The following is a 13,097-nucleotide window of genomic DNA, read 5'->3' on the forward strand; positions in this document are numbered from 1 at the left end:
TCAGTGGTTTATAAATTGTATAGTTGTTACAGCGCCCCGGCCCGGCCCTTCGCTGCTGATGCGGATATTGCCGGAATGGCTTTCAATAATAGCCCGGCAGTTATACAGGCCCAGGCCTGTGCCAGACGATTTGGTGGTAAAACCCCGTTCAAAAAAACGGGCTGCCTGTTCCGGTTCAAATCCCACTCCATTGTCTTCCACTTCAAGAACCAGCCACCCCTGTAAAACATAACCGCGTATCTGAATTCTTTTATCAGATATATCGTTAGTAAACGCCTCATGGCTGTTTTTCAGCATATTCAACATCACCTGCATTAGCCGGGTACGGTCGCCGTTAATTACCGGCAATGTGCCAGGTACATCCACATATACCTGCACCCCATGTTTATCCAGCGCATCATGCAGCATGGCCAGGCTATCATTCACCAGCTGAAACAGGGCAACCGGCCTTCGCTCCCGCAATTCCTGGCCCACTACATACTGGCGCTGAATATTCAGCACCTCCTGTATATGGTTAATAATATTATACTGCTCCTTTACCGCCCTGGATACCATTTCGTGCTCCTCCTTTCTTGCCAGTATTACGCCCTGCAGTAATGTGTTTACAGCTCTGGCCTTTTCTTCCCCCAATGCGCCTTCCATTGCTGTTTGTTGCGCCTCAAAAAATTGTACCAGCTGCTGCAGGGTAGCCGTATTGTCTTTATCCAGCCAGCTGCGTATACGGTTAAGGTAAGCGCCAAACCCCACGACCGCATTGCCTATATCGTGCAACACGCCCGAAGCTATCTCCAGCTTGCCCTGCTCTACAGCCTTATCCGTCAGCATCTGCTGCATCACCTTTTCCCGCTCCTGCTTCTCCGTTACATCTTCAAAGCTTATTACGGTACAGTCTTTATAAATACGGGTAACGATATAGTTGAAATAACGAACGCCATAACCAGGCATGGTAAAGCAATACACTTCCGATACCAGCACCGGGCCACTCTCCTCTTTGTACAGCTGTAGCCGTTCCAGCACAGTGGGAGCCATTTTTTCCAGCAGGGGAAAAAAGTTATCATCGTACAACTGAAAATACTGCCGTATGGGCCTCAGTATTTCGCCTCCCGCAATGTTTACATGGATAATAGTACCCTGGTCGTCCAGTTCCACAATACCCAGAGGCGCATATTCAATAATGGCTGTCAGCTTCTTTTCAATGGGGCTAAGATCGTTCTGCATATTACAGCATTAACCGCGCGGGCGGGAAATAGTTGGCAGAACCGCTAAAAATCAAAGCGCTGGTAAATGGCGCTGCCAGGCTTTAGGGGTAGTTCCCTCCGTTTTGCGGAATACGCGTATAAAATAATTTACATCGCTAAAGCCACACAGGCTACTCACCGCCTGTATACTGTACTTAGGCTGGCCCAGCAGTTGTTTGGCCAGCTTTACTCTTTCGCGGTTAATATAGTCCAGCGGCGTAATGCCCAGTTGCTGTTTAAACCATTTGAAAAAGATGTTGCGGCTCAGGTAGGCTTTACGGCTTAAGGCATCCACCGCTATCTTCTCCGTCAGGTGTTCATGAATATAATGCAGCACATAGTGCATGCGGGTGCCGTTACTGCCAGCCGTAACTTCACCGGCTACCTGCTGCAGATGCTGGCTTTGTATTAATCTGATTAACAGCTCTTTCAAATGAAGGTCGGCATAAATGTTTTTGGAGGTATCGCCACTGCTGCATACCCGTATCAACTTATTAATCAGCTCCGTAACCTCACTGTCGTTTTCAAAATGATACTGGTTAAAGTGCAGGTGCCAGTTATGCTTTTCTTCACCGGCATTGTAATACTGATTCAGATAATTCACGGTATCGTTAATATAACCCGCGTCTACCGCAAGGGCTATGCACTGCGTGGGGCTGCTCATGGTAGCTTCCGGAAAATCGATAATCATGGTTTCCCGGGAGGGTACAATTACGGTTTCGCCCGGCAGATAATCAAAAGCAGGCTGATCAAACAGATGCATCACTTTTTTACCGCGTACCATACTGGTAATCACCAGATCGTTAAACGTAAGGGGAACATGGTAGGCGTTCTGGTAGCTTTCAAATACATTGAGCTCGCATTTTTCCAGATTAAAAACCCGGCGGTTTTCTACCAGTTGCTGTAAACCGGAAGCGGGTGTTAATGCCATCTTTTGCAAACAGTTCTTTACCTGCATGGCCGCAATCGTTTAGTAATACAAGTTACCCTTATTTACGCCCGGCAGCAAAACAAAAGGTACAATCGTGCTATAAAAAAGTACTAAAGTCAAGCGCCTTACCCCGGCTTTACGCAACCTTAGCGGTATTGTTTAACGATTAAAAATGCTTCCTGTATGAGTAACGCAACAGCCGCCGCACCCAAAAGCGATGTGGCACAACGCCCCCGTTTTAAAGAACAATACGATCATTATATTGGTGGACAATGGGTTGCCCCTGCCGATGGCGATTATTTCGACAATATTTCCCCCATAGATGGCAAGGTTTTTACCCGCGCCGCACGTGGCACCGCACGTGATATAGATAAGGCCATTGACGCCGCCCACGAAGCTTTTACCACCTGGAGTAAAACCGGTGCCGCCTACCGCAGCAACCTGCTGCTGAAAATTGCACAGGTAATAGAAGACAATCTGGAATACCTGGCCGTGGTAGAAACCATTGATAATGGCAAAGCCCTGCGCGAAACGCGTGCAGCGGATCTGCCGCTGGCTGTAGATCATTTCCGGTATTTTGCCGGGGTGCTGCGCAGCGAAGAAGGCACCATCAGCGAGCATGACGAAACTACCGTAAGTATTAACCTGCACGAGCCTATTGGCGTAGTAGGCCAGATTATTCCCTGGAACTTTCCACTGCTGATGGCCGCCTGGAAAATAGCGCCCGCACTGGCAGCCGGATGCTGTGTGGTAGTAAAACCGGCAGAGCAGACGCCTACCAGTATTATGTGCCTGATGGAACTGATTGATGGCATTTTACCCAAAGGGGTGCTGAACATAGTTACCGGCTTTGGTGTGGAAGCAGGAAAGCCACTGGCCAGCTCGCCCCGTATTCAGAAAGTAGCTTTTACCGGTGAAACCACTACCGGCAGACTGATTATGCAGTATGCCTCTGAAAACCTGATTCCGCTTACCATGGAACTGGGCGGCAAAAGCCCTAATATATTCTTTGAAAGTGTTGGCGATGCAAACGATGCCTTTTTTGATAAAGCCGTGGAAGGAGCAGTTATGTTTGCCTTAAACCAGGGCGAAGTATGTACCTGCCCCAGCCGTATACTGGTACACGAAAAAATATACGACAAGTTTATGAGCCGTGTAATACAGCGCACCAAAGCCATTAAACTGGGTAACCCGCTGGATGGCACGGTAATGATGGGCGCACAGTCCAGTGAAGATCAGTACAACAAAATTCTCAGCTATCTGGATATTGGCAAACAGGAAGGCGCGCAGGTGCTGTGCGGCGGCGAAGCTTTTCATCAGAACAGCGGGCTGGAGCATGGTTATTACATACAGCCTACCATTTTTAAAGGCAACAACAAAATGCGCATTTTTCAGGAAGAGATTTTTGGGCCGGTGGTATGCGTAACCACTTTCTCTTCTACCGGGGAAGCACTACAGATAGCCAACGATACTTTATATGGTTTGGGAGCAGGGGTATGGACCCGTGATGCACATGAGTTATATCAGGTGCCCCGCGCCATTCAGGCCGGTCGTGTATGGGTAAACTGTTATCATGCTTACCCTGCACATGCACCCTTTGGTGGTTACAAAAAATCGGGCTTCGGCAGAGAAACACACAAAATGATGCTGAACCATTACCGTCAAACCAAAAACATGCTCATCTCTTACAGTAAAGATAAGCTGGGGTTCTTTTAACTACACACAAGAGGAGTATGCAATAGTGAGCGCACCGCGGGGCAGAAGGGGCCCCCGGTGCTTTTTTATGTACGATACAATACTATATTATGACACCGGAAAGAGTGATAGCTACCGAAGCTGCATTACAACTGATACAACGCCTGCGGCAACAACATGGCCCGCTGATGTTTCACCAGAGCGGAGGTTGCTGCGATGGCTCGCAGCCCATGTGTTTTGCTGCGGGAGAGTTTAAAACCGGAGCCAGTGATGTACTGCTGGGTGAGCCCGACGGCTGCCCGTTTTATATGCACCGCGATCAGTTTGGTTACTGGAAGCATACACAGCTGATACTGGACGTAACACCCGGCAGAGGCAGCAGCTTTTCGCTGGAAATACCGCTGGGCGTACGGTTTATGATACGCTCGCGCCTTTTTACAGAGGAGGAAGTGGCTGGGCTGGAAGCCGCAGAAAGCACTACCATTAAGGCAGGGTAATAAATAACGATTTGCGGCGTATGGGCTTCAGGTTACGGGTTTTATGCCCCTTGCCTGTGGTATCTTCTACCAGAAGTATTTCGCCCGGGCCAAAAGTTCTTTTATCACCCAGTGAGGTTTCTATTTCAATTTCCCCATCCAGCAATACAATGTACTGCCGCTGCGGAGCTGTATGAAAATCGTAGTCATACGCCGGTACCACCTCGCGGAATATCAGGTTCTTTACCGGCAGGGCATCAGACAGCAAGCCTATTTCACCGGCCTCCTGTAAAGGAATTTCTTTGGTTTCAAAATGGCTGTCGCCATTGGCATCACTAAATATGCGTGTTACAGTAAACATAAGTTGCTTTTAAATGTATTGAAAGATAAAAAGAAAGCCCCGTGCAAAAGCAAAGGGCTTTACCATTCACAAATTCCAACATCCACTACTCAGCAGGCTGTTCTGCTAACTGAATTTCTGCAAGAATACGGATATCCTCTCCCACCAGTACACCACCACCTTCCAGTGCCGCATTCCAGCCTAAGCCAAATTCTTTACGGTTAATTTTGGTATCCAGGCTAAACGCAGCTTTTGTATTACCCCAGGGGTCGCGCACCGTACCACCGTATTCCAGCGGAATAGCAATGGTTTTGGTTACATCTCTGATCGTTAATTCACCTTCGGCTATATAATCGCCTTTGTTGTCAGACTTGCGGATAGAAGTAGATACGAAACGGATTTCAGGATATTTTTCTGCATCGAAAAAGTCGCCTGATTTCAGGTGCCCATCTCTTTGTTCATTACCGGTATCTATAGAACCGATAGCAGCAGTAAGCACTACTTTACCATCGGTAAAATCTTCTTTACCTGCTTCCAGTTGTACATCAAATTTGCCAAACTTGCCGGTTACAGTAGAAATCATTAAGTGTTTTACTTTAAAACCTAACTCAGAGTGTGCATTATCTAAAACCCATTTTGCAGTTGCCATAGTTGTATGTTTTTATATTTTTTGATTTGTTTGATAACACAAAGCTAGTATTACCGGCAGGGTGTTACACTTAACCTGGATTAAGAAAAAAAATCAAAAATAAAAACACAGACTATTCCGACATCATCCATGAAATTTCGCGGGGCGCGCTGGTTTGCTGGCTGGTATCCAGTACTTCTATACGGGGCTGGTTGGGTTTTGCTTCCCCTTCTGAATAAGCAGGTTTAGCTACGGTAAGTTTTTGCATAGGGGCTACGCGGTAGGTGGTAGCATTCCGTTTATCTTTAAGCGTAACGTTTACTTTTCCACCAATAGCAGTTGCCATGTCCGCCTTTTCGTGCGGGTAAGCCCGTACACTAAAAGCCGCGCAGGCATCCTGTATGTTCATGGCAGCAGTATGTACAACAAATTTGTGTGCGGTATCTCTCTTTACTTCAAAATAACCTTCCCCTTTTAACTCCATCTCCCGCCGGTTGCTGCCATAACCACCGGCAAGCCGTAACGTGCTCCCGCTATTCAGCCTTACCTTGGTGCCATCGGGCAGAATAAAGGTTTTCCGCTCGCCCTTGCGGGTAATATAGGTATGGAAAGCACGGTAGTAATTATTAAACCATACAACACCTACCGCTACAACGCCGGTAATAAGTGCAGCCATCAACAGTAATTTCCACCGGGTTCCCGCCACTTTCCATGCCAGCGTTTTTTGCAGATGGCTATACAATTCCTCTGCCCTTTCTTTATCTATCTTAATAGCCTGCATAGAAGCCAGGTTGGCTCCATTTTTTTCCCATAGCTGCTTTTCCAGCCACATGGTTTCTCCGCCTTCTTCACATACGGCATGCAGGTATTTACACAGCAGAATATCTATATAGGCATTAAAACCGTATGCTCCGGGCAGGGTTTCCCGGAAGCGCCATACATCTTCAAAAACACAAAGCAATATCCGTTCGGCAGCAGCCTGATCGCGCAGAATAGTATATAATATAGCGTATATTTTATCTCTGTATTGATTAAAGGCTACGTGAAAGGCCGTTTCATCTCCCTCCATAATACGGGAAAGCAACAGGTTGGCTATATGTACGTTTACTTCTGTCAAAGCGGGAAGTGGATACAAAGCCGTAAATGTACTGTATTATCCGGCACATATACAGAGGTGTTTTTCACAGATGAGCATGTAACCGGCAAGCAGCTGTATCAGTCAGCGCTTTACCGATAAATTGTATTTTAATACCGACCAACCGGGCTATTATTAAGTCCGTTCCGTATACATTTCTACAGGCTGGCCTGCTTCCTTTTGCTTCTTTTCAACAAAGGGCGTATGATATCTTTCCAGAAATTGCTTACGCGAATCTTTATAACTGCTTACACCGCCTATACCCTTCAGAAACCGGATATAACACCAGGCCAGATCTAACTGGTAAGGCAGAAAACCGGAACGGGCGCTGGAAGGGAACAAATGGTGATTGTTATGCCACTCACCTGCCACATAACCCGGCCATAACTGATTGATGGAATTATCCTGCCTGTTATAATCAATGCCATCTCTCTGTTTATCTGCTTCTCCTTTGGCATGGCCTTCATAATTGAAGGTACGCACACCTACGGCCCAGAAAAAGGCACCGCCAAATAATGCACAGGCCAACCCATGGCCTCCTATCATATAAAAAGCACCATACCAAAAACCCCAGTTTAACACCCAGTGCAAAATGGTTTGCAGGGGGCCGGCTACAGAACCCCATTTCTGATACTGCTGATAATTGTTGCTTTTTACGCCGGTATGCGCCATCAGCCGTACAACCCTGTCGTAATCCTTTTCATTCAGTGTACGTGCAATAGGCTGATGGTTTACATCTGCCAGAAAACAATACAGAAAACCGCCGGAAGCGTTGTAAGGATCGCCAGGCTGGTCTGATTTGGCGTGGTGCACATGGTGCGAGATAACATAAATTTCCTCGGGAATAATTTTGAGCGAAAGATTGCGGGTAATAAACCGCCAGAACTTATTTTTAAATGTGTAGGCCTGGTGTGTACAATACCGGTGGTGCCATATGGTACCATGCGTACCCATTAACACCATACTGTACAGAAAACCTGCTACAAAAAACTGCCACGAAAAAAACTGAAACATAAACACCAGAAAAAACGGCAGCAACGCTGCTACCTTAAACCAGCTGAAGAATGATAGCCAGTTTTTTTTACACTTTACAACATTAAGCCGGGAAAAAAACTCAGAAAGCAGCTGACGGCTGGAAGGAACGGAAAGGGCGCCGGAAGTATCCGTCCACCCATAGGATGGCTTCTCCAGCACATAATCTAAAAAAGACATGCGAAACACAGTTGAGGGGATGAAGAAATTGGTTATAATATCAGATTACAAAGACTAATGCGGAACTATGGGGGATACATAGTGGTTAATACAGAATCCTTCGCTAAATGACACACGAACAAGATAGGTGTTTTTCCTCATCCCAAAAGCTAAAACCTTTTTATTTAAAGTGCTTTTAATATTGGACGCATCTGCCTGCTAAATGTAAAACTCGGTAAGCGAGCGCAGGTACATATCTTCCCAGCCCTCTACAATTTCGTCATATTCCTCGTCCGGAATATTGGTGTGCCTTATTTCCAGTGAGGTGCCCTGTTTGTGCGGGTGCATTTTCAATGTAACAATAGAAGGTTCTTCCTGCTCAAAATACCATTGTTGCACAATTTTCTTTCCTTCCTCAAATTCCAGGTTCTTGCCTACAATACTCTCATCCCACAGGGCAAATTCAGAACCTGGCTCGGTTGACATGATAGCAGGCTCACCGGTCCACAACTGAATGGTGGCGGGATTGGTAAGGGCAACATACACTTCTTCAGGTTCAGCCGGCAGGATATGGTATTTTTTGTAGTCCTTCATATTCATTGCTATTCCTGCGAAGGTAAATGTATGTCTTCAACTATTACAGTTTTTACCCGGCTGCGCTTCAGCTGGCTGATCATGGGAAACTGCTGCTCCCACATTCTATAATAAGCCGTACCCTGCTGTAACAGACTTTCATGGCTGCCTTCCTCTGTTATTTTGCCGTTGTGCATTACCAGTATGGTATCGGCCTGTATAACCGAACTTAGCCGGTGCGCAATCAGAATAATGGTTTTTCCTGCCTGCCGCAGCTGCTGTATGCACTGCTGTATACATTGCTCCGAGGCAGAATCCAGCGCAGAAGTAGCCTCATCCATAATCAGTATTTCCGGGTTGCGGTATAATGCCCGTGCAATGGCCAGCCGCTGCCGTTGCCCGCCGGAAAGGCTTACCCCATTCTCCCCCAGGTAGGTAGCCAGTCCATTAGGCAACTGCTCAATAAACTCCAGTATGCCTACCGCCTTGCACACCACCAGTAACCGGGCAATGTCCGGCTCAAACTCCCCCGCTGCAATATTCTCTACCACATTACCGGCAAACAGGTCTACCTTCTGCGGCACTACCGACACCAGCGAACGTAAACTATCTGCACTGATATAGCGGATATCATGATCGCCAATGTAAATATGCCCGGCCTGTAGCGGATACAAATGTTGCAATAACGACAGCAGCGTAGTTTTACCAGAGCCGCTTTCGCCCACAATGGCCGTTATTTTGCCTTTGGCAATGGTAAGGTCCAGCCCTTCAAACACCGGCACGCGTGAGCCATAACGAAACTGCACGCCTTTAAACCGCACATCCCCCGTCATTTCACGGGTAAGTGTTACGCGCTGCCCTTCCACCTCCTTTTCCAGATCCATTATTTCAAACAAACGGTCTGCGGCAATAAAAGCATCCTGCATGGTTTTGTTCATACCAATCAGCGATACTACCGGTGAGGTAAAATAGCCTATCAGCGCATAAAAAGACAGCAGCTCGCCCGGTGTAATTTTACTATCCAGCACAAAAGAAGCCCCTATCCAAAGCAGTAGTATGGTAAATACAGACGTAATCAGCTGGCTGCTGTTGGCCGTCCACAAACCGTTAATGGCAGAACGGTATACCGTACGCAGCATTTTTACAAACCGGTCTTCTGTTTTAATATTAAAATAGGTTTCCAGCCCAAACCGCTTGATGGTTCCGGCTACGTGTACAGATTCTACCAGCTGCGCTTCCAGGTCGGCACTATGCTCCATCAGCTTACGCTGTGTTTGTTTATTTACCCGGTTGGCGTAAAAATATACCAGCGCATACAGCGGCACAATGCCCAGCATAATAGCCGCCAGCTTCCAGTAAGAGGTAAACATAAGCCCGAAAGAAAAAAGCAGTATAAAAGCGTTTACAGCCAGGCTAACCAGCACTTCGTTAATAAACACACGGATTTTTACCGCATCATTCAACCGGGAAATAATCTCCCCTACCCGCATGGTATCAAAAAACTGCTGCGGCAGGCGTAGCAGGTGCTTGTAATAGCCCAGTATCAGCCGCGCATCTATCTGCTGGCCGGTTTGTATGGTTAATATGGTTTTTACATGGCTGATAAAAAACTGCAGCAACAAAATCAGCAGCATTACCATGCCCATCAGGTTCAGCAGCTTTCTGTTGCCATCAGGCAATACATTGTCAATAATTTTTTGCAGAAAAATGGAAGTGGATAACCCCAGTACCGTATATACCACTGCGCCGGTAAGCACCTGTAGTAATACTGACCTATGTGGCCTTAACAGGTAAGCAAAGCGGGTAACCACTGGTACGGTTGTGTCGCCCCGCTCAAAAGATTCTCCGGGTGCCAGCAGCATCAATACGCCTGTCCACTGTTTGCGGAATACATCTTTGGGCCATTTGTGCATGCGGCCATCCAGCGGGTCCATCACCGTAACATTTCTGGCATCCGCGCCATATATCACTACGTAGTGGCTCAGTTTTTCCTGCAGAATAACATGGGCAACGGCGGGGTAAGGCACACCGGCCATAGCCTCCATACCGGCCTTTACCGCTTTGGCAGAAAAGCCCAGTTTACCGGCCGCCTCCATCAGGCCCAGAATATTGGTGCCTTTCTGGTCGGTAGAGGCATACTGGCGTATACGCGCCACCGGCATAGCCAGGCCGTAATGCGCTGCCACAGAAGCCAGGCAGGCAGCGCCGCAGTCGGTAATATCCCGCTGCTTAACCGCAATCTTTTTTCGCGAGAATAACATCATCTCAGGCGTTGTTAGGGTTTAACCAATCGTCAATTCTATCGTACAGCAGCTGATATAAGGTACGTTGCGTTACCAGAAACCGCGCCTGCAACGTCATACCCTTTTTTACCTGCGCTTTGTAGCCACTGCGCAGCTGCAGCGTGGGTGATTGCATACGGCAGCGTACTTTAAAAAACGGCGCACGACCTTCAGCCGTAAATACATCCTGCGATACTTCCTGTACCGTTCCGCTGAGTACGCCCCAGCTGTTATAATCAAAAGCATCTACCTGCATACGTACCGGCGTACCGGCTTTCAGCAGGCCAATATCTCTGGTAGCCACATAGGCTTCTGCTATCAGCGTAGAATCGGGCGTAATCTCCCCGAGTAATTCACCGGCCGATACAAAGCTGCCGGCCTGTATGCCTTTCAGTTGTTGTATATAGCCGTTTACCGGAGCTGTTATGGTATACAGGCCTTTTTCCTGCGCCGTTACCAGGCGGCTGGCCTTTACTTCCTGTAACTGTAACCGTATGGCCGTTAACTCCCCATGCCACTGGCTTATCTGCTGCTGCTTAATCAGCGACAACTCACTCTCTGCGGCATTCTTTTCATATTCGTATTTTTCAAACTCACCGGTAGATACCACTTTGCCTTTATACAGCGCCGCATACCGGTTATAGGCACGCAAGGCTACATTCAGCTTCATACGGGCATCGGTTATACGCTGCTGATACAAACTGTACTGCTGCCGGTACATGCGCGTTACCAGCGTCGCTTCGGAATTGCCTGTAATAATTTCCAGATCGTGCAGTTGCGCCTGTAACTCAGAGTAATGATTGCTTTCCAGTGTGCTTTTTTCATTTACCTGCTGTGCATTTACCTTCAGCAAAGGTTGCCCTGCTTTTACCGCATGGTTTTCGGTAACAAGCACCGTTTCCACTACGCCGCTAACAGAAGCGCGTATTTCTGAGCGCTCGGCTACAGAACGAAAGGCACCGGCACTTCTTACCGAAATGTCAACTTTAATAAAAAACAGGGCAATAAAGGCAATAAACACTGCTGCCAGCAGGGCCAGGTATATAGCTTTGGTGCGCGGATGATAATCGTGAAAGTGCTTTTCTACACTGTTCTCAATTACGCCCGCAGGAAAAATTTGCGTGGGTGCTTGCATAGTACACACATAAATAGGGTGAGGAAAGGGATGAGTAAACACAAAGAGGGATGATCCGCTGACCATCCCTCTTTTGTCAATGCCACTGCTTACAGGCCACCCAGTAAACCACCCAGGTTTAAGCCGCCCAGATTAAGGCCGCCCAACAGGTTGTTCAGGTTCAGACCTTCTAACAGATCGGTTACTGTACCTAAGCCCAGATTCAATTCAGTGCTTTGTGAATTACCATTAGTAGTTGTAGTCAGTTTGATGTTCAGAAGACCAGACAGACCAGCGCCGCCATTGGTATTTACCATCTCATCAAAAGTCAATTCTTGCATTTTCATAATTACCAGTTGTTAAAGAAAAAGATTAGCGCCTACTCTATTCTTTAAGGCTTTTCGGCTTACCCCTCTGGTTCTTCAAAAAAGGATCAACTGGATTTTAGCGCATTAATGCTTCTGTAATTACATCGGTGTTTTCCCCAAAGATGCTGCCAAAGCAGAAGGGTAGCAATTTTATTTCCGAAACAAAACCAAACCGGTTTTGTTTACGTAAAGCGGGAAAAATATTAAAAAACAGGAACGCATAAAAAAAGTGGCTTATATAAAGCCACTTTGTCAATGTCATTTTGCCGGAGGTCATTAAAACTCCCGTTTAATACGGATGATATGCAATTTATTCAGTACCAGTATTACCGGGTATGTAGGATCAAACTCAAACCACTTTTTTGCAAAGTTGATACTGTTAGGGCTTTTGTGGTGGTTATTCTGCATCAGCTCGCCCATCAGGAAAATATCAACCGGTACAGTGTTGCGACTGTGATCTTCATTATCAAAGCTGGAGTAACCATATTTATGTCCGCACCAGTTTACAATAGCGCCATGTACTGGCCCCATAAAAAAGTGTATAGGCAGTAACAGAAACATCCACCAGGCAGTAGCGAAGTAAATGTAAAAAGCAAGGTATGCCAGGCCAAACATGATACGAACACTCCAGTAATTGGTTATTCTGTCCAAAAACGGCCATTCAGGGTAATTGCCACGGAATGCCTTTTCAGGTTCTACCTTATATTTAGCATAGTTCAGATAAATTTCTTTGGTCTGCATCGTCATTTCCCACACGTCTTTAAAAAAGTGGGGAGAATGTGGATCTTTTTCCGTGTCGCTGTAAGCGTGGTGCATGCGGTGCATGATGGCATACGCACGGGGGTTAAGAAAGGACGCTCCCTGGGTAAAAATGGTAAACCCATAGAAAAAACGCTCCCAGAACTTATTCATGGTGAACATTTTATGAGAAGCATACCGGTGCAGGAAAAACGTCTGGCAAAAGAGAGACAAGAACCAATGAGCGAGGAAAAAAATGAGAATAGCCATAAATCACAAAATCTAGTTTAATAAGTAAGCCCCATCACACGAGGCCTGCGAAGATAACGCAATGCAAACGCGCATCGGCATCTATTTTTTTTGCATATTTAGTAAAAAAAAGGCAGCT

Annotated in this window: 13 protein-coding genes; 2 read left to right on the forward strand and 11 right to left on the reverse strand. The window is 46.8% G+C overall.

What is annotated here, in order from left to right; genetic code table 11:
- Together IEY13_RS23245 and IEY13_RS23250 are read right to left on the reverse strand one after the other, a co-directional pair.
- The gene (locus tag IEY13_RS23245; protein ID WP_188956746.1) at window positions 1-1,218 is read right to left on the reverse strand and encodes a sensor histidine kinase; all 1,218 of its coding nucleotides are present in this window, start codon (window positions 1,216-1,218) and stop codon (window positions 1-3) included.
- Window positions 1,219-1,269: 51 nt separating this feature from the next.
- On the reverse strand, window positions 1,270-2,196 hold the full coding sequence (locus IEY13_RS23250) for an AraC family transcriptional regulator (protein WP_188956748.1): 927 nt from the start codon (window positions 2,194-2,196) through the stop codon (window positions 1,270-1,272).
- Between the two features lie 156 nt (window positions 2,197-2,352).
- Between IEY13_RS23250 and IEY13_RS23255 the strand changes: the two genes are divergently transcribed.
- Window positions 2,353-3,885, forward strand: coding sequence for an aldehyde dehydrogenase family protein (locus tag IEY13_RS23255; RefSeq protein ID WP_188956750.1), 1,533 nt, complete (start codon window positions 2,353-2,355; stop codon window positions 3,883-3,885).
- Window positions 3,886-3,974: 89 nt separating this feature from the next.
- Complete coding sequence (locus tag IEY13_RS23260; protein ID WP_188956752.1) at window positions 3,975-4,361, forward strand: DUF779 domain-containing protein; 387 nt, start codon at window positions 3,975-3,977, stop codon at window positions 4,359-4,361.
- Here IEY13_RS23260 and IEY13_RS23265 read toward each other — a convergent pair.
- The 9 genes from IEY13_RS23265 to IEY13_RS23305 form a co-directional block, all read right to left on the reverse strand.
- Entirely contained in the window at window positions 4,348-4,701 is a 354-nt protein-coding gene (locus IEY13_RS23265; protein ID WP_188956754.1) for a cupin domain-containing protein, read from the reverse strand. The genes IEY13_RS23260 and IEY13_RS23265 overlap by 14 nt on opposite strands.
- Window positions 4,702-4,786: 85 nt before the next feature.
- Window positions 4,787-5,329, reverse strand: a complete 543-nt coding sequence (locus IEY13_RS23270) for a YceI family protein (protein ID WP_188956756.1) — start codon at window positions 5,327-5,329, stop codon at window positions 4,787-4,789.
- Between the two features lie 112 nt (window positions 5,330-5,441).
- Complete coding sequence (locus IEY13_RS23275) at window positions 5,442-6,425, reverse strand: FecR domain-containing protein (protein WP_188956757.1); 984 nt, start codon at window positions 6,423-6,425, stop codon at window positions 5,442-5,444.
- A gap of 153 nt (window positions 6,426-6,578) precedes the next feature.
- The gene (locus tag IEY13_RS23280; protein WP_188956759.1) at window positions 6,579-7,655 is read right to left on the reverse strand and encodes a fatty acid desaturase; all 1,077 of its coding nucleotides are present in this window, start codon (window positions 7,653-7,655) and stop codon (window positions 6,579-6,581) included.
- A gap of 198 nt (window positions 7,656-7,853) precedes the next feature.
- Window positions 7,854-8,228 carry an SRPBCC domain-containing protein gene (locus tag IEY13_RS23285; RefSeq protein ID WP_188956766.1) on the reverse strand — a complete coding sequence of 125 codons (375 nt, stop codon included), beginning with the start codon at window positions 8,226-8,228 and terminating at the stop codon, window positions 7,854-7,856.
- An 8-nt stretch (window positions 8,229-8,236) separates the two neighbouring features.
- On the reverse strand, window positions 8,237-10,471 hold the full coding sequence (locus tag IEY13_RS23290; RefSeq protein ID WP_229687977.1) for a peptidase domain-containing ABC transporter: 2,235 nt from the start codon (window positions 10,469-10,471) through the stop codon (window positions 8,237-8,239).
- 1 nt (window position 10,472) lies between these two features.
- Window positions 10,473-11,624, reverse strand: a complete 1,152-nt coding sequence (locus IEY13_RS23295; RefSeq protein ID WP_188956768.1) for an HlyD family secretion protein — start codon at window positions 11,622-11,624, stop codon at window positions 10,473-10,475.
- 89 nt (window positions 11,625-11,713) lie between these two features.
- Complete coding sequence (locus IEY13_RS23300) at window positions 11,714-11,950, reverse strand: hypothetical protein (RefSeq protein WP_188956770.1); 237 nt, start codon at window positions 11,948-11,950, stop codon at window positions 11,714-11,716.
- Window positions 11,951-12,247: 297 nt separating this feature from the next.
- The gene (locus IEY13_RS23305) at window positions 12,248-12,979 is read right to left on the reverse strand and encodes an acyl-CoA desaturase (RefSeq protein WP_188956772.1); all 732 of its coding nucleotides are present in this window, start codon (window positions 12,977-12,979) and stop codon (window positions 12,248-12,250) included.
- Between the last annotated feature and the right edge of the window lie 118 nt (window positions 12,980-13,097).

Source organism: Filimonas zeae, assembly GCF_014641615.1.
Taxonomy (GTDB): domain Bacteria; phylum Bacteroidota; class Bacteroidia; order Chitinophagales; family Chitinophagaceae; genus Filimonas; species Filimonas zeae.